Below are 24,040 nucleotides of genomic sequence, written 5' to 3' on the forward strand. Positions count from 1 at the left end.
GGTCACGACGGGGCAACGTGTCGTGCCTGCACGCGCCAAGGAGCTCGGCTACGTGTTTCAGTACCCGTCGCTCGTTCCGGCGCTCGCGTCGATCCTGACGCCGTAGGGCGGCCTCTCGAAGCGCCTCGCGCTTCGCCGGGGAGATGACCGTCTTGGATCGTTCTCCCCGGCGAAGCGCCTCAAAAGACGCCGGCCGCCGGGAGTCGCCGAGAAGTCGACCTTGTCGAGCAGCAACTTCCCGGGGGCCGGGACGGCCTGTTGAGACGCTCCCCCCGAAGCGCGCCGTCCATGAGTCCATGAATAGGCCATCTTCGTCTCCGGATCGCTCGGGACGAGTTGGATTCCCGTGTCCGGTCTTGACCTGACGTCCCCGTACGAGACGTACGCGGGTACTGGAATTCGAGGGCTGGTAGGGCCCGTTTCCATTCGAAATCAGCCGATTCCGCGGCTCCGGAGCACCTCGCGGACGGCGGATTGCGCTGCGCTCGAAAGGCCGGGCAGGGAAGACTTCGCGACGTCCACGAACTTCATGCCACGCGCCCTCTTGAGGGCTTCGATCGCCGCCTGACGCTCGTCGCGACCATCGTGCTCGATCACGCCGAGCAGCATCTCGGCGGCCTCCAGCGTGTCGATACGCGCGAGCGCCTTCACCGCGGAGGCGCGCACCACGGGGCTCTGCGACTCGCGGTAGATGCGCGCGAGCGGATCGAAGGCGTGCGGGAAGCGCAGCTCTTCGAGCGCCTTCGCCGCCTCCTGGACGACGCCACCCTCGGCGTCGACGAGCGCCTCGCGCAGCGTGATGAACGTACGCTTGTAAAGGAATCGCGAGAGCGCGCGGACCACGGCGATCCGCACCTCGCGCTCGGGCCTCCGGAAGAGGGCCTCGAGCGGCGAGAGGATCGTGTAGAGCTCGACGAGCGCGAGCTGCTCGGCGAGCGTGGAATAGAGCTGGCTCTGCGCCGTCCGGCCCGGGGAAGCCTCCTCCTCGGCCTCGATCGCGAGCGCCGTGAGCCGCGCGAGCATGGCGCGCCTTCGCGTCACCTCGGACCACGCAGACGGGTCGAGCACGACGTCGCCCGCGGACTGGCTCGCGCTGCCGCGTTGCTCCCACTCGACGAGATCGACGTGCCAGACCTCGGGGAAGCCGACCTCGTGGCGCAGGTGCGCCGGCAAGGGCTGGCTCTCGATGCGGAGGTCTTGCGCCTCGACGTAGCGCTTGCGCGCGTTCGTGTAGTGCTTGCGCCGCGCCTCTTCGAGATCGAGCGCCGCGAGCTTCTCGTACACCTGGCCGACCTTGCCGTACTGCCCCGCCTCGCCGAGGGCGATCACCGCGGCGAGCAGCGCGTTCTCCGCGATGGAAGGCGGCGCGCCGCGCGCCGTCGACGCCGCGGCGACCTCCTGCCAGAGGCGCGCCTGCGCGAGCGTCCCGAAGTTCGCCACCGCCGGAAGCCCTTCCTTCCGCGCGTACGCGCTCATCTCGCGCGCGAGCGTGGCCGCGGCCGAGACCTCCTTCTGCTTCTCCGCCGCGGAGAGGGCCTCCTCGTACGATTGGAGCGCGTAATATCGCAGGTGATCCTCGCGCAGGATGCGGATCACGTTCACGTAGCCTTCCAGCACGTGCTCGAACTCGCCGCTCTCCCGGCCGATCGCGATGAGCACCTGGTAGCAGTCGAACGCGCGCTCGCGCTGGCCGATCGTCTCGTACCGATCCGCCGCTTCCTCGAGCAAGTGCACCGCCGCCACGACGGCCTCGCGCGCGGCCGCGGGTTCGCCCGTGCGCATCGACGTCCGCGCGAGGTTGAACCGCGCGAGCCCCGCCGCGTAAAAGTCCCCGCCCGACGCGCCGAGGATCTGCGACAGGCGCGACCAGAGCGCGCGCGCCCGGTACAGATCGCCGCCCCGCTCCCGCGCGATCGCCGCCTGCGCCACGAGGCCCGCCGACTCGTACTCGTCCGCGGCCTTCGCATAAAGCGCCTGCTTGCGTGACGCGTCCTCGGCCCGATCGGCCCACGCGAGGTAGGTGCGCGCGCGATCGATCCCCGGCACGCGCCCGCTCGCCACGAGATCGCGCTGCCCCTTCTCGCTGCCCGTGTACCAGTCGAGCGTGAGCGCGCCGCGCAGATCGCCGATCGCGACGAGCACCTCGCGCAGATCGCGGACCGCGCCGGCGTACTCCTCCTCGCGCGCGATCGTCTGTCCGAGCGCCGCGACGAGAGAAATCCTCGCGCGCCCGAGATCACCCCGCGAGCTCGCCGTCCGCGCTTCTTCGCGCAGATCCGACACCGGTCGGCCGCTCACGCTTCCGCCCCTTTCGCCGCGCCCTTGCTCGCCTCGTCCCCGGAGGACGCCGTCGTCTGATCGAGGATCGACCGCGCCGCGTTCGCGCGCGCCGAGCCGCTCGACAAGGTCGCGTGGTCGACGACCCAGTGCGCGTCGAGCAGGTCGAGGTAGTCGAGGTCGAGCTTGCCGCCCGAGGGCAGGATGAACACGGCCGCGATGTGCGCCGAGCGCCGCACCGCCTGCACCATCTCGCGCGGGATGTAGAGCGCCGCGTGCGTGAAGAGGTGCACGACGGGCGAACGTGGATCGCGGTGGCGATGAAGATCGAGCTCCGTCGCGAGCTCCGCGAACACGCGCGCCGGGTTTCGCCCGCGCTCGCCCTTGAACGAGAGCACGTGCGCCGTCGGCAGTTTGTCCCCGTGCGCTCGATGGATCTCGTAGAGCCGCGCGTCGAAGAACCGGAACGCCACGTCCTCGCCTTCGAGCAAGAGCTTCTTCGCCGTGGCGATCGCCATCCCGCGCGCGAACGTTTGCCGGTCGCCGCGCATCGACGCCGACGCGTCGACGAGCAGGTAATGCACCCGCTTCTGCTCGTCGCGGCTCTGCTCCCGCGCGTAGTAGAGCACCTCGTTGTCGAGCAGCCTCCGCGCGAGCTCGAGGTCGTCCCAGGCGAGCTCCGTGAGCACGAGCCCGTCGATCGACCCGCGCGTCCCGATGCCCGAGTAGCCGTGCGCCGCCGTCGTGCCCGCCGCGGGCCGCGTCTTCGTCTCCAGCACGCTCGGCAGGATCTCCAGCGAGAAGTTCACGATGTCGTTCGCCTCGGGCGACTCCAGCGCCGCGAGCAGATCGACCTGCGTGAGCGCGCCGCCCGCGCCCTCGGCGCCGAGCATGCCGAAGAGCCGCAGCGTGTCGAGGTCGAGCGCGTCCGTCATCGTCAGCACGAAGAGCCGCGAGACCTCGAGCGCCGAGAGCGCCGACGCCTCGAAGCCGCGTCGCGCCGTGGAGAAGAGCTGCGGGAGCTGCGGCTCGATCCGCTCGAAGAGCGACGCGTCCATCGGCACCGCCGCGCGATACGCCGGCGGCACGTTCACGCGCGACGCGACCGCGCCGAGCAGCCGCGAGAGCAGCACGATGACGAGGTCGTCGCTCATCTTGAGCTCCGGCGCGCGCCGCGCCGCCTCGCTTTGCCCGAGCTCTTCGAGCATGCGCCGGTAGCCGTCGAGGAGCCGCAGGAGATCCGGCATCCCGCGCGCGATCGACGAAGGCTCGCAGCGCGGACCGATCTCCACGTGGTCCCGCGAGGTCGCGAAGAGCAGACCCACGTCGTGCACGAGCGCGAAGGGCAAGACGACGCCGAGCCGCCCGAGGCCCTCGTGCCACTTCACCGCCCGGAGCGCGAGCACGGTGCTTCCTGGGCGCACCTGGGACAACGCGAGGGAGCCGAGCGGCCCCGTCACCGACGTATCGCCGAGGAGATGGTCCGGGACCGGCACGGCAGACAACCTAGCAGGCACCAGCGCCCAGGGACTATATCCTCCCGGACTTGAGCCCCCTCGACGTGATCTCCGCGGCCGACGAGGCCCTCCTCCGCGCCGTCCGCGGCTCGCCCGCCTGGGCCACGCCCCTCTTCGTCGCCGTCACCTTCGTCGGCGGCGGCTGGGGCATGTTCGCCCTCGTCCCCTTCCTCGCCCGCGAAAAGACCCGCGCCACGACCACGCGCCTCATCGCCGCGCTCGTCGTCACGAGCGCCCTCGTCTCCACCGTGAAGGCCGTCGTCGGCCGCGTGAGGCCCTGCGACGCGCTCGCCGCCTGCGAGCCCGTCTTCATCACCTCGCCCGGCGGACACTCCTTCCCGAGTGGACACGCGGCCGGCTCGTTCGCCTTCGCCGCGTTCGTCGCCTCCGTGCGCCCGGTGTTCGCCGTACCCGCGTTCGTCTTCGCCGCGCTCGTCGCCTGGTCGCGATGCTTCCTCGCCGTGCACTACCCGAGCGACATCCTCGCGGGCGCGCTCCTCGGCATGTCGATCGGCTTCGTCGCGGCGCGGCTCCGTTTTCCCTTGGACCTCAAAGGTTCATCACGCAGCGGAAGCCGATCACCGGCGTCGTCGCGTCCGGCACCTGGTGGAACCGGAACGCCGGATTGAGCCACTGCTGCACGCCGCCGTTGAAGCCGCCGCCGCGGATCGCCTTCCTGTCACCCGCGGGCGCGCCCTTCGGGTTGATCTGCTCGTCCTCGGCCTTGTACGTCTCGTACCAGTCCGCGGTCCACTCCCACACGTTGCCGACGAAGTCGTCCGCGCCGAAGCGCGTCTTGCCCTTCGGGAAGCTGCCGACGGGCGCCGTGCCCGGGAAGCCGTCGTCGATCTCGTAGAGCGTGCCCGTGAGCTTGAGGCCTTGCGCCTTCTCCCACGCCGCCCACTCCTTACCGCCCGCGTTCATGTGCCCCGCCGCGGCCTCGTCCGCGCCCCAGGGGAACTTGCGACCGTCGGAGCCGCGCGCCGCGTACTCCCACTCGGCCTCCGTCGGCAGGCGCTTCTTGCGCCACTTGCAGTACCCGTCGGCCTGGTACCAGCTCACGCAGTTGACCGGGTGGTTCTCGCGGCCCGCCTTGCCGAACGTGCAGAACTCCGCGTACGCCTCGCGCTTCTTCTCGTGCTCGTCGTCCGTGCTCCCGGCCGTCTTCGGCCAGTTCGGCGCGACCTCCGGTCGTTTGCATTCGCCGACGTCCGAGCACTCCTTGTACTCGGCCGACGTCACCTCGTGCAGGTCGACGCAGAACGTGTCGATGATGACCTTGTGCGCCGGTTGCCAGAGCTTGAACGACCCTTCGTCCGAGCCCATGAAGAACTTGCCGCCGGGCACGAGCACCGTCCCTGCCGGGCACTCCGTCGGCCGCGTCGTCGCTGCGATCGCCGACGAGCTCACCACCGGCGCCGCGCTCACCACCGGCGCGGACGAGCCCGTGGTCGACGTTCCGCCCGAGGGCTTCGTGAACATCTTGTACGCCGCGAAGCTACCGCCGAGCAGCGCGATCGCCGCGATCGCGGCGAACGCCATGAGCCCCTTGCCCTGATCCGCGGCCGGCGCATTCACCGGCCCGCTCGGCGCGGCCGGCGGCGTCGCCAGCGATCCCGGCGGATCCTGCGTCGTGCGTTGCTGCGCGCCCTGCGGCCCCGTCATCATCGCGGTGCCACCACTCGGGCGCGGGAGCGTCTCCTGCAGCGGCCCCGGCATGCTCGCGCGTGATGCCGATCGTCCGCTGGGCGACGACGTGATCGACGACGACACGCCGCTCGTCGTCCCCGGGTTCCACTGGATGTCCGGGAACACGGCCTCGTGCAGCGCGGCCCAGAACCGACCCATCGACGGGTACCGGTCCGTCGGCGCCACCGCGAGCGCCTTCTCGAACACCGCCTCGACCTCGGGCGAGACCGGAACGCCGAACGTGCGCGGCGTCGGCCTGCGCATCGGATCGCGGCTCGCGAGGGCGAACTGGATGAAGTCATCGCCTTCGAACGCCGGGATCCCGCCGCGCAGCACCTCGACCATGATGAGCGCCATCGCGAACACGTCGGTCCACGGGCCCGTCGCGCCGTACGATCGGCTGAACTGCTCGGGCGCGCCGTAGTTCGGCGTGAACGCGGTGATCTCCTTGCCCGTCTGCGCGAGCTCGGCCGTCGCCGCCGCGTGATCGGCCATCACCTTTGCGATGCCGAAGTCGAGGATCTTCGTGAACGGCGAGGGCCCTCGCGGATCTCCGATGACGAAGATGTTCGCGGGCTTGATGTCGCGGTGCGCGATGTTCTTCGCGTGCGCGATCTCCAGCGCCACCGCGACCGGCTCGAGCAGCGCGAGCGCCTCGTGGATCTCGCGTGGCTTCTCACCGCTCACGCGCTCCACGAAGAGCACGTGATCGAGCGTCTTTCCTTCGAGCCACTCGAGCACCATGTACGGGATCCACATCCCGTCCGCGGTCGTGAACTTGCCGATGTCGCGCGCCTGCACGATCGCCGCGGATCGGCTCGACAGGCTCGCGAGCAGCCGGCCCTCTTGGATGAAGCCGTCGAGCAGCTCGTCGCGCTTGTTCTCCGGCGCCTGCGCCAGGATGCGGAAGCACTTGATCGCCACCGGCTGCTGCCAGATGAGGTGCTCGGCGCGGTAGACGACGCTGAAGCCACCCTCGCCGATGAGTGCGTCGATCCGGTATTTCTCGGCGAGGATCGTCCCCGTGATGCCGAGCGGGTCCTGTTGCGAGCTCGTCGTCATGGGCAAACGCAGAGGTGTCGGCTCATGTTCGTTCGCCGGCGACTATACCTCGCTCGCTTGCCGCGTGCGTGACGTGATCGTGATTTCCTTGCTCGAAGGCCGCACCGAGGACCACCCCGCGCTCCCCGAGGTCCGCGAGCACCTCGGCCGTGCCGCGCAACACCGCGTCGCCGAGCGGCTCCCCGAGCGTCGCGCATGCCGCCGTCACCGCCTCCCCGAGCCGAGCGCCCCCGAGGAGCCGCGCGAGGATCTCGGCCGCGAGCGGCGATAGCACGAGGCACCGGACCTCGTGCGCCCCGTCCCGGTAGAGCAGCACTGCCGTGGGCTCTTTTTCAGGCTCGCCCGGCGCGCCCTCCGGCAAGCGGTTCACCGCCCACGCATACCGAGCGACCTGCGCCGCGCCGCCGAACTTCACCGCCCGATCGAGCGCGAGCGGAAGTCCGCTCGGCTCGCCCGCCGTCTCCGCCGCCGCCACGTCGAACCGCGCGACCTCGTACCGCGCGAGGTCGGAAATCCATGGCGGAACGGATGCATCCTCCGTCCAGCGCGCCGCGGCCCAACCGACGAACTCGACCGCGGCGTCGCGCAGATACGGCGAGCTCGGCAGCGCTTCGTCGAGCCAAAGGTCCACCGTCGCCTCGAACCGCGCCCCGAGCGTCATCGCCGTGCGTGGCATCTGTGCCCGCACCGCCCCGAGGATCCCCCGACGAACGAGCGACCTGTACACCCCGCGCCGCGTCTCTTCCGGCGGCCCTTGCACGACGGCCGCGAATGCTGCCGCGACCTCGGCGATCGCGGCCCGCCCCTCCTCTTCTTCAACCACGCGCCCGCGCCTCCCGCGCCGCGAGCCCTGCCTGGTAGGCCGCTTCGACCCGCCCTAGCTCCCCGAGCAGCTCGTCGAGCGGCGGGATCGCGTGATCCCGCTCCAGCACCACCGGCACGGGCCCCGTCCGCTCGATCGTCCATGTGAGCAGCGACAGCACCTCGCCGAGCACGTCCGCGCCGTGCGTGTCGATCACGAGGTCCGTCCCGGCGCGCTTCTCGTGCCCCGCCACGTGGATCGCGGCCACGCGATCGAGCGGGATCTCCGCGAGGAACACGAGCGGATCCGTGCCGTCGTTGATCGCGTTCACGTACACGTTGTTCACGTCGAGCAAAAGCTTTGCACACGAACGATCGAGCACCTCCGCGACGAACGCCGCCTCGCTCATCTCCGGCGCGCCTGGCACGACGTACCGCGTGATGTTCTCGACCACCATCGGGAGCCCCAGCCGATCCTCGGCCTCCCGCACGCGCGTGGCCACGTACGCCGCGGCGCCTCGCGTCAGCGGCAAGGGCAAGAGCTCGTGCACCATCCGCCCAGCGATCCCCGAAAAACACAGGTGGTCCGAGTGGAACGGCACGTCGAACCGCCGCGTGAAGGCGGCGAGCTCGCGCATGTAGGCGTCATCAAAAGGATCGACCCCGCCGAGCGACATCGAGAGCCCGTGCGAGAGCAGCGGATACCGCGCCGCGATCCGCTCGAGCGCGGCCGGGACGAACCCGCCCCGGCGCATGTAGTTCTCCGGCGCGACCTCGAAAAACCGCGCGGGGCCGAGCGACATGTCCGCTAAGGCCCGCGCAAGCACGTCATCCAGGAAGTCGAACCTGAGCCCAAGCCCGACCCCCGTGATCGTCGACCGAACCGTCACCCTCTAGCCGCAGGACCCTTCGCCGCAGGCCGCTTCCGCGCCCTTCTTGGGCGCCGCGACCTTCTTCGGAGCGGGCTTCGGCGCGGCCTTCGCCGTCGTCGCCGGGGCCGGAGTCGCCGCCGGCGCGGGCGTTGCCGCGGGTGCGGGTGTCGCCGCGGGTGCGGGTGTCGCCGCGGCTGCCGGGGCTTCCGCGGGCGCGGCGGCTGCGTTCGTCGCGCCTGCCGCCTCCGTACCTGCCGCCGACTCGGCCTTCTTCTCTTCCGGCGCGGCCTCTGCGGGCGCCGCCTCGGCTTGCGGCTCCTCGGCGGCCTTCACGGGCTCCTGCGTCCCGGCACAACCTGCGATCATCGCGCTCGCGCCGAGCGCCGCGAGGGTCTCGTAAATGCTCTTCGCGTTCATCGTCTGCTCCTCGATGCTTGCACCGAAACCTACGGTCGCCACCCCCTCGCGGTTCCGTTGCCCTGGATCCGCGCCCCGCCCCCGCGCCTTCGGCCTCGCTCCTCTACTCTCCGCCCGAAGCGCCCGCGGCGGCAACAACAAAGGCTTGACAGCCCCCCGCGCCCCGGTCTTTGCCGCGTGACGCCGCGCCTCGCGTGGCTGCTGTCCGCCCTCACGGCATGCTTCGGGTCCGGACCGCCCGTCTGGACGTGCAGGGTCCGACCTGCACAGCCTCCATGGCCCGCTGCATGCACCGGGACGCACGCAAGGCGAGACTCGTTCTCGGTAAGGACCTCGAGCATTCGCTGAGGAGGAAGCAATGACCACCGGACGAATCGTGGCGGCCCTCGTGGCTTTCGCCGCACTGGGAGCGCCGTCGTTGGCCCACGCGCAGAACACCCGGGCAGGCCTGCCTCCTGCCGATCAGCCCGCCATCCGCGAGATCCCGCGGCCGACGTCGTTCTCTGTGGAGGGCGGCGCCGGCATCGTCGGGTTCCTGGGCGGCGTTGGCGCCCTCGGCCCCGGCTGGAACGTGCGCGTCACCGGCGCCATCAACGATCGCTGGGCGATCGAGGGTAACTACCTCGGCAGCACCAACACCCGCGCCGACACTCGCACCCAGCTCGTGATGACGTCGCTCGACGCCGGCGCTCGTTACAACCTCGCCGCTGCGGACCGCCTCCCGCTGCAACCCTTCGTCGTCGCGGGCGTCGGCTACGCCGGCTTCGCGGGCAGCTACGGCGACGGCTTCACGCTCATCGTCCCCGTCGGCGTGGGCGCGGACCGCATGCTCACCGAGAACATCAAGGTCGGCGCGCGCTTCAACTACCGCCCGGCCTTCTTCGACAACCTCGGCTCGCCGATCACGCCCCCCAACGACGAGCCCGGCGGCGACACCTGGACCCTGCTCGCCCAGATCGGCGGCGGCTTCTGATCTGATCATAAGGAGGAGGCGGACCCGCGGAGGTCCGCCTCCTTCCGCCTGGGACGTACGACTCAGCAGCCTGCCGCGATCCGCCGCCCGAGCGCGCGCACCGTGAGCGGCGCCGATCCTTCCACCTTGTTGTTCACCAGCACCATGAGGCTCCGCCCCTCGCGGGCGCATCGGGCCGCGACTTCCACGACGTCGGCACGGGTCTCCTCGTCCGTGGCCACGATCTTGTCGAACGGCGCGCAGATCCGCCGCCGCTCCTCGTACCTCTCGCCGGGCCGTATGGACAACCGGCACACGACGAGCGGCGCCGTCAGGATCTTCGGCACCGCCAGTTGCCGGCCGAGCGTGGGCATTCGTTCCCACAGCCCGAGCACGTGCGTCACCCCGTACCGCGCGAGCACGTCGAGGTACGCCCTCGAAAGCAGCTCTGGGTTCCGGAGCTCCACGGCGTAACGAAACGACCGCGGCGCGGCTTCGAAGAACCGATCGAGCTGCTCGGCGAGCTGCTCGGCATCCATCCGATCCTCGGCGCGCATCGGCGACAGCACGAGCAAGAGCACGCCTACGTTCCGGGAAAAACTCTTCTCGATCGGCGCGAGCACGCGCTCCTCGAAGGCGCGTGGATCGAGGAACCAGGGCGAGCGTTGGTTTGTGCTCGGATCTCTTCGCGCCACGATTCCGCTCCACACCTTCATCGCGCAGCCGTAGCCGTCGGGCAGATCGTCGCGGTACCGCGCGAGCTCTTCGACGCGGAGCGGCGCGTAGTAACTCCGATCGATCCCTACGGTGCGGAAGAGTGGGTTACGCGTGTAGAGTCGTAGCCCGTGCGAGGTGATTTCCCGCTCGGGGATATCTTTGGGGTAGAAAATTCCTCGCCATCCCGGGAACGTCCAGGTGGACGTCCCGAGGAGAACGGTTGGGGCGAGCTTCGCGGCGATCGCGCGGTCCGCTTCGATCTCGGGGAGCTCGGGCTCCGGCCGGCCCGAGAACAACACGAGCTGCTTCATGTAAAACACCTTCGGCCGGGCGAGCCGCGACGAACCTAGCATGCGAAGCTCGTTTCGTCTCGACGCGGACAAACCCTGGGGTTTGGCGCCGGCTTTCGGGTGAACTGCGCTACAATAGCTTTCTGCTTCTACCGTTCTCCGCCGTCCAACGTGGGCTTCGTGCTTTACTCACAGCCGCGATCTGGAACGTGATAGGGGTGGCATGGTAGCTGCTACCCGCGCGTGCGCGAACGGCCGCTTTGGAAGCATGTTGAGACACGTCGCGAGCCACCACGGTTGGACAGACGGCACTCGACGTCGACGTCGGGACCGGCTAGCCTTTCTAGGCCGACGGTCGGCCGCCTTCGAGGTCCCGATGTCGATTGTCAAGACCATCACACCGGCTCCGCCCATGGAAGCCGAGTTCGCCTCGAGCCGATACAGGATGATCATGGCGGCTCGCTTTACGGTGGGCGGCTTTGCTCGGGAGTGGGGTCACTGCCATCTGCTCGCGAACTACCTCGCTCGTTACGTAAGCGCGAACGAGGGGGACCCCGAGCGTCATGCGACGCTGCTTTCGACGTTCATAAACGAGCTGCTCGAGGTCATCTTTCGCAACCACGCGGTGGAGGGGCAGATCGAGCTCATCTTCCGCAAGCGGGGCCGGCACGTGATCCTGCAGATCACGCTTCCGGTCACCGAGCAGAATCGAGTATTCTATCGTATGGCCGTGCAGATCGTGAACCAGCCCGATCTGAAGAGCTGGTATCGCGCCCGGCTGGAAGATCCGGCGGATGGCGAGGATACCATGCTTGGTTTGCTGGAGCTCGCTGCCGTATATGCCTGCTCCCTCACGATATCCGAGCCACCGGGTCAAGACAGGCTGAGCCTCTTCCTGGAGCTGCCAGAGGTCGACGATATGGGGGAGGTATGAGCAACTCCATCGCTCCTGCGTCTTCGGGTACGCCCTCTTCCGGCGTTCCTCCTTCATGCATGCCCGTGGCCCTCAACATGCGGCTCACGGGGAACGAGGAGCAGGAAGTCACGCTCACGGGGACGCTGCGGCCGTTCGTCGCCGAGGAAATGGCCTCGGTACGCAGCTCGCTCGAGCAGGCGGCGCGGTCGACGCGCGGCACGTTGTGCGTGAACTTGAAGCGCCTCAAGTACATGAACAATGTGGCGTTCCTCGAGCTCAACCGCTTCGTGCGGTGGGTGGCGCATACGCGCCCCGGGCTCCGGGTGAAGTTCGTCATCTCCAGCGTCATTCCCTGGGCGGTCCGCAAGTTCCAGGTGATCGCGGAGCTTTACCCGTTCGTCACGATCGAGGTCTACGACAAGGCCTTCTATCCTATCCAGCAGGTGATCGAGGACGACGACTTCATGAACGTCCTCCGCACCCAGCAGAAGATCATCTGGGAGCACGAGCGGGAGAAGCTCGCCTGGCATGGTCTTCGTCCTGGGCTGCGTATCGCCGACATCTGCTGCGGCCTCGGGGATTTCGCGATCCTCCTGCAGAGTGATTTCCGGCCGGAGTACCTCATCGGCGTCGACCATTCGAAGCCGTTCCTTCGGTATGCCTGGCAACTCGTCTCGGACTTTGGCCTCGAGAACATCGAGTATCAATACGGCGACGCGGCGGCGCTGCTCTTGCCGGACAACTCGTTCGACTTCGTCTCTTGCCGGCTATCGCTGCAGGTGTTCCACGAGCCCGATCACATCGTGAACGAGCTCTATCGCATCTGCCGACCCGGGGGTCGGATCTACCTGACGAACGAGATGATGTCCGGCGTGACGGGCTATCCGAACGAGGAGGTCATACGCCACGGATACATTCGGTTCCTCGAGCTTTGCCGGCGGGTCGGTATGGATCTGGATATCGGGTTGAAGACCCGGACCATCCTGCACGAGGTGGGGCTCGAGGACATCAAGATATGCCTCCTCGGTATCACGAACATGAACACCGCGCCGCATGACTTCGCCCGCGTGGTGGAGAGCTGGCTCCGCACCGCGAAGCAGATGGCCGCGACGGCGAATGCCGAGCCCGAGCTCTACGAGGACGTATCGGCCGGCCTCACGGCGCATATCGAGGCCATCACCCGCGACAACGGCTTCGCCATGTGGCCCATCTTTGCGGGTTCCGGGCGTAAACCTTTCCGTACTTCATAGCGAGTGGTAATGCAATTCACGCGTTGGATGTAAACCGTCGATTCTTTGGCGGAGGCATCACGAGGCGGAGGCAGGAGAGGAAGCGAAGAGCGTAGTGGCGTCTCCCTTCCGCCTCGATGTTTGGTGTGGCGGTCGGAGCGTAGACGGTTTAGCGTCGCAGGCTGTCTGGGCCACACGAGGCCGTTGCGAGGAGATGCGTGGACGTGTCGTCGGAAGCGCGTGGAACGAACAGGGGGGTGCGGCCGACTGGCCTGCTCGCACGGATGAGCAAGTTCAACACCAAGTTCATCCTGGTGACGGGCGTCAGCGTGCTGCTCGGCGCGATCCTCAACGTCCTCGTGGCGCGGCAGGGCATCCACAAGCTCAGCCGGGAGGCCACGGACGAGATCGAGCAAGGCCTCGACCAGGCGACGCGCGAGTATCTGACGAACCACCTGCGCGACACCGCGCAGCACACGAACAGCTCCCTTGCCCACGCCTACACGGACCTCGAGATCCTGGCCGACATCGTGCAAACGATGGTCGACCACGACGAGGACCTGACGCCGCTCTACGACCACGCCAAGACGCTGCCTTTCCTCCAGGACAAGCTCGTCTTTCACGAGAAGGGCGGCTGGTACGAGAACCAGAACGACGAGCCGACGGCCGTCGCGGCGTGGGGCTACCTCGGCGACAAGCAAAGCCGCGTCCTTTTGCCCGAGGCGCAGCGCGACATCGATCGCACGATTTTGCTCGACGTCGTGATGCCGTCGTTCAAGAAGCGCGGCGCCGACAAGCTTCAGCTCTATTTCGTTGGTCCTCCAAAGCATCCGTACGTGCGCCTCGCGCCCTGGGCCGACATGGCCGCGGAGTTCGATCGCACCTCGCCGGGCCACAACGAGAAGAACTTCTACGACTTCTTTTACACGGGCCTGAGGCAGGGCTGGGAGGCGTGGCTCAACGAGCCCGGGGGCCTCGAGCAGCGCAACTCCCAGGTCACGTTCTGGCCCCCCTACGACGACGCGAGCGGCGGCGGGAAGATCATGACGATCTTCCACCCCGTGTGGAGCAAGGACCGCAAGGCGCTCTCGGGGGCGCTCGGCCTCGATCTCACGCTCACGCAGATCGTCAAGTACATCCAGGATGTGAAGCTGAAGGAGACGGGCTTCGCGTTCCTCACGCAGGGCGACGGAAACGTCCTCGCGGTGAGCGAGGACGGCGCGAAGCGGCTCGGCCTCCAGGCGAAGGCGGAGCGCCAGGGGCTCGAGTACCTGAAGCGGGTCCTCAAGGACAGCAACGAGCCGCAGATCGCCTCGATCGAGCTGCCCAAGGATGCAAAGGTCCAGTACCGCGACAACGTGCAGATCAACGGGGCGCCGCACTTCCTCGTCCTGCAGCGCCTCGCGCCCTTCCACATGGGCGGCGGCGGCGACAAGATCGTGGAGGACACCTGGACGATCGGGTTCGTCGTCCCGAAGAGCGAGATCTACGCCTCGCTGACCAAGGCGCAGGCGGCGATCGACACGAGCCGCACGAGCATCCAGACGAGCCAGGCGTTCGTCTCGTTCGGCTCGATCCTGGTGCTCATGGCGGGCGTCTTCCTCGTCTCGCGGAAGATGACGGGCGCGCTCGTGGCCCTGTCCGAGGGCGCGACGCGCATGCGCCAGGGCGACTACGGGGTGCGCGTGGCCGTGACGAGCGAGGACGAGATCGGGCAGCTCACGGGGGCCTTCAACGAGATGGCCGCCGAGATCCAGGCCCATACGACCAATCTCGAGGAGCTCGTCAAGGCGCGCACGAGTGAGCTCGAGGACGCGAACAAGGAGATCATGAGCCTCAACGCCCAGCTCGCGCAGGAAAACCTGCGGCTCGGCGCGGAGCTCAACGTGGCGCGGCAGCTCCAGCTCATGGTGCTCCCGCCCGCGCAGGAGCTGCAGGAGATCAAGGATCTCGACATCGCGGGGTACATGTCGCCCGCGGACGAGGTCGGCGGTGATTATTACGACGTGCTCCGCGGCAACGGCGTCATCAAGATCGGCATCGGCGACGTGACCGGGCACGGCCTCGAGAGCGGCGTGCTCATGCTGATGGTGCAAACCGCGGTTCGGACGTTGCTCGCCAGCAACGAGACCGATCCGACGCGGTTCCTCGGCATCGTCAACAAGGTCATCTACCAGAACATCCAGCGCATCAGCTCGGACAAGAACCTCACGCTGTCGCTGATGGACTACAGCGATGGCAAGCTTCGGCTCACCGGGCAGCACGAGGAGGTCATCGTCGTGCGTGCTTCGGGCGAGCTCGAGCGTGTGGACACGACCGGTCTCGGGCTCCCGGTGGGCATGGACGAGGACATCACGGATTTCCTCTCCAACACCGAGATCGATCTGGAATCGGGGGACGTCGTCGTTCTCTTCACGGACGGGGTAACAGAGGCGGAACGCACCGACACGGCGCAGTACGGGGTCGAGCGGCTATGCGAGATCGTCTCTCAGAACCACAAGAAGACGTCGCAGGAGATCAAGGACGCGATCATCGAAGACCTGATGAACCACATCGGCACCAACAAGGTCTACGATGACATCACCGTGTTGGTCATCAAGAGGCTATGACGCGTAGGAGACCGGCAACACTATGAGTGAGATCATTGGCGTCTATTCGCTGGACGATTCGTTCAGCGAGCACATGTCGTTGACCCTGTACCCGGATTCGTTCGCGGTGCGGTGGAGCCTCTGCAACCTCACGGCGAACTTCATGGCGGAGTACTTCGCCGAGCTCTTTCCGGACGCGGACAACGACGGGAAGCTCATCAGCCGGGCGGAGGTCAGCGGCGCGGTGAGCTACGTGCTCAACGAGCTCGTGGAGAACGCCGTCAAGTTCAACCGCAGCGGTGATATCAACGTCACGGTTGGGATTGGCAAGGAAGATCTGGTGTGCCTGGTGAGCAACCACATCGCCAATGGCGAGGTTCCTCCGCTGCGGGAGAAGCTGCTCGAGCTCTCGCGCGAGGATCCGGGGGAGCTCTTGCGCCGCCAGGCCGAGGCGAACGCGGAGGACGTCGAGGCGACGGGCTCCGGGCTCGGGTATCTCATCATCATGAGCGATTATGGCGTGAGCCTGGGGTGGAAGCTCGATCCGGTCTCAGCGCAGAACACTTGCATCAGGACGATGGCGCGGCTGCCCATCTTGAAGGAAAGGGCCAGAATGGAAATCAAAGGTGGAAACTATCGAGTCTGGTACGACCCCGCGGAGGTCACGGTCTACTTCGAGGGTATCTTGCGCCTCGGCGGGCCGCAGGAATACCAGCCGATCGAGGATCTCCTCGAGAAGGTCCTCCTGGGCAATGCGAAGTCGATCACGATCGACATGCGCACGCTGAACTTCCTGAACAGCTCTGGCATCAACGTGCTCTACAAGTTCGCGATTGCCATGCGGAAGAAGGGCGACGTGCAGCTTGTCGTCCGGGGCTCGAAGGCGATTCCGTGGCAGGGCAAGTCGCTCCCGAACCTCAAGAAGTTCAACCAGAACTTCGAGATGATCTTCTGTGACTGATAGGAGAGGGGAACGTAGGGCGCCCGCGGCGGAGGATTTCTTCGAACGATGACCGCATCGAAGGACAACTCGTCGGATCCGGTGGACGAAGGTCGGTCGGAGCAGACGGATCTCGAAGCCGTCAAGGCGCTCCTATCGGACGACGCTGCTTGCAAGGCTTTGCTCGCGCGCGAGGGTGGGGCTCTCGAGCTCCTTGCTCGCTGTCGGGGCCTGGTCGAGCAATGCGAGCGTGTTCGGGCCGACATCGACGAGATGTCCGTTGTGCACGAGCTCACGCTCGAGCACGCGACGCGCATCGAGAACGAGCTCGAGCTTCAGAACCGGATCGTGAGCGAGGACCTCGAGGTCGCCCGAGGGATCCAGCAGGCGCTCTTGCCAGACCCGTCGATGCTCTCCGCGGAGCTGGAAATCGCCATTTACCACAAGCAGCTCGCGGAGGTTGGAGGAGACTACTACGACTTTTCCCAGCTACCCGGGGAACGCTTTGCGGTCAGCGTGTTCGACATCTCCGGTCACGGGGTATCGTCGGCGCTCATCATGTCCTTCTTGAAGGCACAGATCGAGAATGCGACACGGCGTTCCGACAGCCCGAGCGCGATCGTGGATTGGGTGAACCGAGCATCGTATGCCTTCCTCCGCGGAGTGAGGCGGTATGCCACGGTGAACTTCGTGGTCTTCAGCGATCGGTTCATCCGGTACGTTTCTGGTGGCGGATATGGGCTCCTGGTCCGGCACGGGATGCAGCGAACGTTCAATAGGGTGGGCAATTACATCGGTTTGAGGACCAAGCCATTCCGTGAGTTCGAGCTGCCGTTCGAGCAGGGAGACGTCCTGGCGCTGTACACGGATGGTATGGTCGAGGCTTTAGATGCAGAGGGAAAGGGTTATACCGTGCAACGTCTCAACGACATCATCGCGCGGCATAGCGAAGAACCCGTCCAGGATATCCTGAAGAGATGTGTGGACGACTACACGTCCTTCAGGGCCGAGGACATCGACGACATCACGCTCCTCATCATGCGAAGGTGCGCTAAATGAGCGCCGGGGGCAACCGGACGCAGACGGCCGTCGGAGCGTCGATTTCCATCGCGCCGCTCGATCACGTGGCCGGAGACGTGGCAGGCCTGCTCGGGAACTTTCTCTTCGACCTTTTGGGGATGTTTTACCCGCGGCAGATCTGCTCGAAGGCGAACGTGGTCGTCATCGAGCTGGTCACCAACGTGATGGAGCACTGCTCGATCCGCGACGGCGCATTGCGCGTCGACCTCAAGATCGACGGTGATGAGCTCATGATCACCGTGGCGAATCCGGCCACGGAAGACGAGTTCAAAGCCGTGAGCGATCGCTTCACCATCATCGCCAACGCCGAGGACCCGAGGAAGCTCCTCGCGGATACGGTCTATCGCCGGCGTATCGACAAGGCGAAGGGAGGCCTCGGCCTCATGCGGCTCACTGCGGAGAGCAAGTTCAAGCTCACGGCCGAGTACGAGCAGGGGTTCCTCGTTGTCAAAGCGCTATTCCCGATGAGAGGTTTCGCATGAAGGTCCTCACCTACGGTGAAATCATGGACGGCGGCCTGAGCGTGTTCCACTCGGTCGCGAAGCTCGATGATCATCACCTGATCCTGACGTTCGAGGGCGTCATCCGGGTGGACAACCCCTACCGCTACCTCCACACGTACCTCGAGGAGCTCGCGAAGGTCCTCCCCCGGCAGTCCGTCACCGAGACGACGATGGACTTCGTCAAGATGCGCTTCTGCAACTCGAACGGGTTCTACGTCATCATGGATATCGTCGACGCGGTCTACAACCTCGTCCCCGGCCGCGTCACCGTGCGTCGTATTGCCGACGACGACTGGCAATGCGAAACGCTGCCCATCCTGCTCAACCTGAGCGAGGAGCACATTGCCGCGAGGACGAACTTCGAGGACGTCAAAGCGCCCTGACCGCCTGACCGACCGATCGCTCGATACGCCGCGTCCCGCCCGCCTCCCCGTCATCCGTTTCTGTTCAAACGGATTTCCATTCCATCCATCTCACGTCGCATCTTTGCTCGTGCCAGGCCGCCGTTCCTCCAGAATCGCGCGGACGCGAGATCCGTAGTACGTTCGTTCCGACCGCCTGAACATCGTGGAGCTCAGAGGTACGGCATTGGACCGCTCGGACGCGCCATCGGCACGTACGGTGTGGAAACGTTACGCGGTGGCGCTGCTTTCAGCCGGGCTCGGGCTGGGCTCGCGCTTATTGCTGACGCCGATCGTCGGTAATGAGGTTCCGTTCATCACGATGTTCCCCGCCGTGGTGCTGAGCGGCTGGTATGGAGGATTCCGTGCCGGAATGCTCACCACGCTCGTCGGCGGTTCCAGCGTTGCCTGGTTTTTCCTTCGATACGATTTCACGCCCGTAGGTGGCCCGGTTGAAAAGGTCACGAGCCTCGTCGTGTTTCTCCTGATGGGTGTGCTCATCAGCTGGCTCACGAACGAGCGCAACGTGGCCATTGCGCACCTGCGCAAGGCCCACGAGAGCGAGCGCGTCGCGCGGCGACGAGCCGAAGAATTGAGCACGCGCGAGGAGGCGCTGCGTAGCCAGGCCGAGTCCGCCAACCGCGCGAAGGACGGGTTTCTGGCGATGCTCGGGCACGAGCTCCGCAACCCGCTCGCCCCGATGGTCACGGCCCTCGAGCTCATCCGCATGCGCAGCGGCGGAGCGCTCGGCCGTCCAGAGCAGGTGATCGAGCGGCAAGTGCATCACCTCGGCCGGATGGTCGACGATCTGCTCGACGTCTCGCGCGTCGCGCGTGGGCTCATTTCACTCGCGAAGCGATCCACCGAGCTCGAACCGATCATCACGCGCGCGCTCGAGATGGCGAGTCCGCTGCTCGAAAAACGTCGCCACCACGTGACCGTGACCGTGCCGAGAACCGGGCTCGCGGTGTACGCGGATCCCGACAGGCTCGCGCAGGTCTTCGCGAACCTCTTCACGAACGCGGCGAAGTACACCGATCCCGGCGGGGTCGTCGAGGTCTCGGCCGAGCGGCGTGGCGGTACGATCGTGGCCACGGTGCGCGACACGGGCGTGGGGATGAGCCCGGAGCTGCTCGCGCGGGTGTTCGAGCCATTCGTGCAAGGCGCGCAGAGCATCGAGCGCAGCGCGGGCGGGCTCGGCATCGGTCTCACGCTCGTGAAGAGCCTGGTGTCGCTGCACGGCGGAGAGGTCTCGGCGCACAGCGACGGCGCAGGTCACGGAAGCACGATCGAGGTGCGATTGCCCGGGCTCGATCGCGCGTCGCTGCCCGCGATCGAGGAGGTGAACGGACCCGCGGCGGCGCTCCCCGCGCATCGCGTGCTCGTCGTCGACGACAACGAGGACGCGGCGACGTTGCTCGCGGACGTGATCCGCGCGCAGGGCTGGCCCGTGGCCGTGGCCTTCGACGGGCCGCAAGCGCTTTCGATGCTCGAGTCGTTCGCGCCGGACATCGCGGTGCTCGACATCGGGCTGCCCGTGATGGACGGCTACGAGCTCGCCGCGCGGATCCGCGAGCGTCTCGGGACGCGGGCGCCACGCCTGCTCGCGGTGACGGGGTACGGGCAGGAGGAGGACCGGAAGCACGCAAGCGAGGCGGGCTTCGCGCACCACCTCGTCAAGCCGGTCAGCACCGACGCACTCCTCGCGGCGATGAACGAGATGCGGTGATAACGCTGCGCGCCACAGTGGATTCGAACCACTGGCCTTCGGCTCCGGAGGCCGACGCTCTATCCAGCTGAGCTAGTGGCGCACGCCGCGTTTTCGGACGCGGGGGCCAGCAACCTAGCGGGAAGTTTGCCCCTGCGCAAGCCCTTCGAGTGTCGTTCCGGTGCGACCTCAAAACTTGGCCCTCTTGGCCGACATCCGGCATCCGGGCCCCATGGACGCACGCAAGCGGCTCTCCCTCCTGGCCCTCGGTGTGCTCGCGCTCGCCGGGTGCAAGGGCAAGGGCTCTCCTGAGGGCATCGTCAGCTTGTCCGCGCCTGCGGAGCAGGTTGCGGCCGATCCGGCGACGGTCCCCAAGGAGGGCGGCCCCCGCATCGGCGCCGTGGAGATGGCGGCGCCCATCTATCTCAAGCCTGATCGCAGGTCGCCGAAGATCGGCTACCTGCGCGCGGGCGCGACCGCGGTGCGGGGGGAGAAACCCGCCGCGTTCGACGACTGCCAGGGCGGGTATTACCGCGTCCTGCCGGCCGGCTACATCTGCGCCGAGGGCAGCGCGTCGATCGACATGAAGCACCCGATCTTGCGGGCGCTGACGAAGCGGCCGGACCTCTCGAAGCCGATGCCGTATCCGTACTCGTTCGTACGAGCGATCGCGCCGAACTACTACCGGCCTGCGACGAAGGCCGAGCAGTTCCAGTACGAGATGCGGCTCAAGGAGCACCTCCGCAGCTACAAGCGCCTCCAGAAGAAGTGGGATGCGATCGAGGTCGGCGCGAACGACGTACCGCTCGACGCCGAGGGCAACGCGATCGGCGAGCCGCCGAGCGAGCCGCCGGACCTCTCGGATCAGGAGCTCTACGGCGGCGACGGCAACGACGCGATCCCCTGGTTTTTCCAGGGCGGCCGCAAGATCCCGAACATCTCGTCGTTCAAGGTCCCCGACTACGCGATCATCACGAACCGCGTCGCGCGGCATGCGGGGCTCGCGCTCATCGGCACCTTCGTCGGCGACAACGATCGACGCTTCGCGATGACCACGGACGCGCGCCTCGTGCCGACGTCGAAGCTCAAGCCTGCGCGCGGATCGACGTTCCACGGCGTCGACATGCGCAAGGGCTGGGAGCTGCCGCTTGCGTTCGTGCGCGTGCCGGATGCGTACAAGTACGACACGAGCAAGCGCTCGCTCGAGAAGACGGGCAAGCTCGCGTTCCACACGCCCATCCAGCTCACGGGCAAGAGCATGCGCATCGGCGAGACGCGCCTCGTCGAGGCCAAGGACGGCACGTGGATCAAGGACAGCGACGTGGCGATCGCGGTCAAACCGTCGGAGCTCCCGAGCTTCGCGGCGAAGACGAAGAAGTGGATCGACATCTCGATCCTGAGCCAGATCCTCATCCTGTACGAGGGCACGAAGCCGGTCTACGCGACGGCGGTGGCGACGGGCCGCGACGGGCTCGGCGATCCCAAGAAGACGTACTCGACCGTGCGCGGCACCTTCAAGATCCGCGAGAAGCACGTCACGACCACGATGGACTCGCACGAGGTCGGCAACAAGTTCGAGCTGCGCGACGTGCCGTGGGTGCAGTACTTCGAGGCGGGCTACGCGCTTCACGCGGCGCCGTGGCACGACGAGTACGGAAAGCCTCGGAGCCACGGCTGCATCAACCTCTCGCCGATCGACGCGCGCCGCGTCTTCATGTGGACCGATCCGCCGCTGCCCACGGACTGGCACGGCGTGCAGGCGAGCGAACCCACGGGCGAGGGAACCGTGGTGCACATCCACCCCTGAAAAACCGAGCGCGCAGGGCGCTCTTCGTCGTCAGGGTTTGACGGCGGAGAGCGTCCAGTGCCGATCGCTCGTCATCCGCACGGCCGACGCGGGGATCCCGAGCGGCGCCACGAACGCGACGATCTCGTCCACCGTGAGCGCCGCGGCAAGCGAGGCGTGGAAGAGGGATCGTTGGTGATCAAAGGAGAGCGCGGCCGCGGGATCGGCTGGACGCTCGCCGCTGTAGAGCGCGACGAGCCGATCGATCTCGGCTTCGGCCTCGGGGCGGTAAAGGTCACGCACGAAGAGCAGGCCGCCCCGGGAGGTCACGCGCCACATCTCGGCGAGGACCTCTGCGGGCTCGGGGATGTGGTGGACGATCGAGTTCGAGAGGACGACGCCGAAGGCGCCGTCGGGGTAGGGCAGGGCCTTCGCGTCGATCTTCGCGACGGTCACGCGCGAGCCGAGGCCCGCACGCTCGATGTTCTCTCGGGCGAGCGCGAGCATGTGCTCGGCGAGGTCGATGGCCACGACCTCGGCGTTCGGCGAGAGCGAGCAGAGCTCGATCGGGATCCGCGCCGTGCCCGTGCCGACGTCGAGCACGCGCCCCGGGGTCGGGCGGACGGCGAGCATGTCCTCGCAGAACGCGCGATTCACCGCGGCGTGATCCATGGCGTCGTAGTCACGGGCCTCCTCGGGGGTGTCCATGACCTCGGGTTCGAGGACACGCGGTAGCATCGGTCGGCCTCTCTTCGTTGGAGGTGAAACGGGTCGCTCAGTCCAGACCGAGCGCGTCCTGGAACGTCGCTCCTTGCGCCAGGAGCCCCGGCAGCCCGCCCGTGTGCACGAACAGGATCCGCTTGCCGGCGAGCGGCCCGCCCGCACCCGCGAGGTCCATCAGCGCCGAGAACGCCTTGCCCGTGTAGACCGGGTCGAGCACCATCCCGGACAACCCCGCCACGCTCGCGATGAGCCGGCGCTGCTCGGGCGTGCTCACCGCGTAGGCCGGCCCCTTGTGGGCGTCGTCGACCGTCACGCGCGCGGGCTCGGGCAGACGCGGATCGAGCGAACGCGCTTCCCGCACGATGCCCTCGATCCGTGCCTGGAACGTGGGTGCGTCGTCGCAGACCGCCACGGCCACGACCTCCTTCGCCACGCCGTGGAACGCCGCGCCGAGCGCCGCGCCCGCCGCCGTGCCGCCCGAACCACACGCGACCACGACCGCGTCGAACGGCTTGCCCCCGCCGAGCCCGAGATCGAGCTGCCGCCGCACCTCGCCCATAGCCTCGACGTACCCGAGCGCGCCGAGCCCGTTCGATCCTCCCTCGGGGATCACGTAGGGCTTCTGCCCCTCGGACCGCAGCTCCTCGGCGGCCTCGTCCAGGATGCGATCCCGATCCCGGTACTGCTCGGGCGTGATGAGCCGGATCTCCGCACCGGCGAGGCGATCGATCAGCACGTTGCCTTCGAGCGGCGCGCGGGACGGATCGAGCGAGGGATCGTTCGTCCTCAAAAAGAGCACCGCGCGCAGGCCGAGCGAGGCGGCCGCGAGCGCGGTCGCGCGGGCGTGGTTCGATTGCAGCCCGCCGCAGGTGACGACCGTATCGCACTCGAGCGAGAGGGCCTCACCGAGCAGGAGCTCGAGCTTGCGGATCTTGTTGCCCGCCTCGGCGCCCCCGGTCATGTCGTCGCGTTTGACCCAGAGGTCGATGCCTGTCGCGACGGCGAGCCTTCGCGGGCGCTGGAGGGGGGTTGGCAGGTGAGCGAGCGGAAGGCGCTTTCGAAGACTCATTCGATCTCGACGAGCTTGGCACCCCCCTCGACGGTCGCGCCAGCGGTCACGTAGACCTTCTTCACCCGACCGTCGCGCGTGGACGCGAGCTCGTTCTCCATCTTCATCGCTTCGACCACGACGAGCGGCCGCCCTGCGTGGATCTCGTCGCCCTCGGCCACGAGCACCTTGAGCACGCGGCCGGGCATCGGCGACCTGACGAGCCCCTCGCCGCCGCCGCTCTTGCCGCCCTGCACGCTCGAGAGCGCGCGCAGCCGTTCGTTCTCGACGCGCGCGTAAAACCGCCGCGACGACGCGACGACACCGACCTCGGGCGGCGTGCCCTCCATCCAGAGCTCGACCGAACGCCCGCCGATGTCGAGGTGCACCGCGCCTTGGTGGTCGTAGGCGTCGATCGCGAACGAGCGACCCTCGACCTCGGCGCGGATCTCGCCCGAGGGCAGCACGGTCAGATCGACGGGGACCTCGCGACCGGAAGGGAATTTGACGAAGTACCGCATGAG

General features: G+C 67.4%; 22 protein-coding genes and 1 tRNA gene. 12 read left to right on the forward strand and 11 right to left on the reverse strand.

The features are described from left to right. Positions 1-106, forward strand: a 106-nt coding sequence (locus KEG57_RS49395) for a DUF1731 domain-containing protein (protein ID WP_272459837.1), incomplete at its 5' end; no start/stop codon positions are given. A 326-nt stretch (positions 107-432) separates the two neighbouring features. Here KEG57_RS49395 and KEG57_RS49400 read toward each other — a convergent pair. Further along, positions 433-2,298, reverse strand: coding sequence for a HEAT repeat domain-containing protein (locus KEG57_RS49400; protein ID WP_272427100.1), 1,866 nt, complete (start codon positions 2,296-2,298; stop codon positions 433-435). Continuing rightward, positions 2,295-3,773: a hypothetical protein gene (locus KEG57_RS49405; RefSeq protein WP_272427098.1), complete on the reverse strand. Its 1,479-nt coding sequence runs from the start codon at positions 3,771-3,773 to the stop codon at positions 2,295-2,297. The genes KEG57_RS49400 and KEG57_RS49405 overlap by 4 nt, the downstream gene beginning before the upstream one ends. 50 nt (positions 3,774-3,823) lie before the next feature. Here KEG57_RS49405 and KEG57_RS49410 point away from each other — a divergent pair, with 50 nt between their 5' ends. Further along, a complete protein-coding gene (locus KEG57_RS49410) occupies positions 3,824-4,423 on the forward strand; it encodes a phosphatase PAP2 family protein (RefSeq protein ID WP_272427096.1) in 600 nt (199 codons plus the stop codon). On the opposite strand, the gene KEG57_RS49415 is transcribed toward KEG57_RS49410, so the two are convergent. From KEG57_RS49415 to KEG57_RS49430, 4 genes are read right to left on the reverse strand one after another with little or no spacing between them, the layout of a single operon-like run. Next, a complete protein-coding gene (locus KEG57_RS49415) occupies positions 4,344-6,545 on the reverse strand; it encodes a bifunctional serine/threonine-protein kinase/formylglycine-generating enzyme family protein (protein WP_272427095.1) in 2,202 nt (733 codons plus the stop codon). The genes KEG57_RS49410 and KEG57_RS49415 overlap by 80 nt on opposite strands. A gap of 22 nt (positions 6,546-6,567) precedes the next feature. Further along, entirely contained in the window at positions 6,568-7,368 is an 801-nt protein-coding gene (locus KEG57_RS49420) for an HvfC/BufC N-terminal domain-containing protein (protein ID WP_272427093.1), read from the reverse strand. Then, positions 7,361-8,236 (reverse strand): MbnB/TglH/ChrH family RiPP precursor modification enzyme, encoded by an 876-nt coding sequence (locus tag KEG57_RS49425; protein WP_272427092.1) that lies wholly within the window; start codon positions 8,234-8,236, stop codon positions 7,361-7,363. The genes KEG57_RS49420 and KEG57_RS49425 overlap by 8 nt, the downstream gene beginning before the upstream one ends. A 3-nt stretch (positions 8,237-8,239) precedes the next feature. Next, positions 8,240-8,635: a hypothetical protein gene (locus tag KEG57_RS49430; RefSeq protein WP_272427090.1), complete on the reverse strand. Its 396-nt coding sequence runs from the start codon at positions 8,633-8,635 to the stop codon at positions 8,240-8,242. Positions 8,636-8,993: 358 nt separating this feature from the next. Here KEG57_RS49430 and KEG57_RS49435 point away from each other — a divergent pair, with 358 nt between their 5' ends. Further along, a complete protein-coding gene (locus KEG57_RS49435) occupies positions 8,994-9,608 on the forward strand; it encodes an outer membrane beta-barrel protein (RefSeq protein WP_272427088.1) in 615 nt (204 codons plus the stop codon). 62 nt (positions 9,609-9,670) lie between these two features. On the opposite strand, the gene KEG57_RS49440 is transcribed toward KEG57_RS49435, so the two are convergent. Then, positions 9,671-10,657, reverse strand: coding sequence for a DUF72 domain-containing protein (locus KEG57_RS49440; RefSeq protein ID WP_272427086.1), 987 nt, complete (start codon positions 10,655-10,657; stop codon positions 9,671-9,673). 313 nt (positions 10,658-10,970) lie between these two features. Here KEG57_RS49440 and KEG57_RS49445 point away from each other — a divergent pair, with 313 nt between their 5' ends. The 8 genes from KEG57_RS49445 to KEG57_RS49480 all read left to right on the forward strand — a co-directional run bounded on the left by KEG57_RS49445 (position 10,971) and on the right by KEG57_RS49480 (position 19,980). After that, positions 10,971-11,528: a hypothetical protein gene (locus KEG57_RS49445; RefSeq protein WP_272427085.1), complete on the forward strand. Its 558-nt coding sequence runs from the start codon at positions 10,971-10,973 to the stop codon at positions 11,526-11,528. A gap of 59 nt (positions 11,529-11,587) precedes the next feature. Continuing rightward, entirely contained in the window at positions 11,588-12,760 is a 1,173-nt protein-coding gene (locus KEG57_RS49450) for a methyltransferase domain-containing protein (protein ID WP_272427084.1), read from the forward strand. A 263-nt stretch (positions 12,761-13,023) separates the two neighbouring features. Beyond that, on the forward strand, positions 13,024-15,348 hold the full coding sequence (locus KEG57_RS49455) for a SpoIIE family protein phosphatase (RefSeq protein ID WP_272427083.1): 2,325 nt from the start codon (positions 13,024-13,026) through the stop codon (positions 15,346-15,348). Positions 15,349-15,370: 22 nt separating this feature from the next. After that, positions 15,371-16,288 carry a slr1658 superfamily regulator gene (locus KEG57_RS49460; protein WP_136928627.1) on the forward strand — a complete coding sequence of 306 codons (918 nt, stop codon included), beginning with the start codon at positions 15,371-15,373 and terminating at the stop codon, positions 16,286-16,288. Between the two features lie 48 nt (positions 16,289-16,336). Then, complete coding sequence (locus KEG57_RS49465; RefSeq protein ID WP_272427082.1) at positions 16,337-17,326, forward strand: PP2C family protein-serine/threonine phosphatase; 990 nt, start codon at positions 16,337-16,339, stop codon at positions 17,324-17,326. Continuing rightward, positions 17,323-17,829, forward strand: coding sequence for an ATP-binding protein (locus tag KEG57_RS49470; protein ID WP_272427080.1), 507 nt, complete (start codon positions 17,323-17,325; stop codon positions 17,827-17,829). Before KEG57_RS49465 ends, KEG57_RS49470 begins: the two co-directional genes overlap by 4 nt. Beyond that, positions 17,826-18,233, forward strand: coding sequence for a hypothetical protein (locus KEG57_RS49475; RefSeq protein ID WP_136928624.1), 408 nt, complete (start codon positions 17,826-17,828; stop codon positions 18,231-18,233). The genes KEG57_RS49470 and KEG57_RS49475 overlap by 4 nt, the downstream gene beginning before the upstream one ends. 256 nt (positions 18,234-18,489) lie before the next feature. Continuing rightward, the gene (locus tag KEG57_RS49480) at positions 18,490-19,980 is read left to right on the forward strand and encodes an ATP-binding response regulator (protein WP_272427078.1); all 1,491 of its coding nucleotides are present in this window, start codon (positions 18,490-18,492) and stop codon (positions 19,978-19,980) included. A gap of 8 nt (positions 19,981-19,988) precedes the next feature. On the opposite strand, the gene KEG57_RS49485 is transcribed toward KEG57_RS49480, so the two are convergent. Beyond that, a tRNA-Arg gene (locus tag KEG57_RS49485) sits at positions 19,989-20,062 on the reverse strand. 129 nt (positions 20,063-20,191) lie between these two features. Between KEG57_RS49485 and KEG57_RS49490 the strand changes: the two genes are divergently transcribed. Continuing rightward, complete coding sequence (locus KEG57_RS49490; RefSeq protein WP_272427077.1) at positions 20,192-21,766, forward strand: L,D-transpeptidase; 1,575 nt, start codon at positions 20,192-20,194, stop codon at positions 21,764-21,766. Between the two features lie 30 nt (positions 21,767-21,796). On the opposite strand, the gene KEG57_RS49495 is transcribed toward KEG57_RS49490, so the two are convergent. The 3 genes from KEG57_RS49495 to KEG57_RS49505 are packed head-to-tail and all read right to left on the reverse strand — an operon-like array spanning position 21,797 to position 24,037. After that, on the reverse strand, positions 21,797-22,483 hold the full coding sequence (locus tag KEG57_RS49495) for a class I SAM-dependent methyltransferase (RefSeq protein WP_272427075.1): 687 nt from the start codon (positions 22,481-22,483) through the stop codon (positions 21,797-21,799). A gap of 37 nt (positions 22,484-22,520) precedes the next feature. Beyond that, the gene (locus KEG57_RS49500; protein ID WP_272427073.1) at positions 22,521-23,537 is read right to left on the reverse strand and encodes a D-cysteine desulfhydrase family protein; all 1,017 of its coding nucleotides are present in this window, start codon (positions 23,535-23,537) and stop codon (positions 22,521-22,523) included. Beyond that, the gene (locus tag KEG57_RS49505) at positions 23,534-24,037 is read right to left on the reverse strand and encodes an acyl-CoA carboxylase biotin carboxyl carrier protein subunit (RefSeq protein WP_272427071.1); all 504 of its coding nucleotides are present in this window, start codon (positions 24,035-24,037) and stop codon (positions 23,534-23,536) included. Before KEG57_RS49505 ends, KEG57_RS49500 begins: the two co-directional genes overlap by 4 nt. Between the last annotated feature and the right edge of the window lie 3 nt (positions 24,038-24,040).

The organism is Polyangium jinanense (assembly GCF_028435365.1).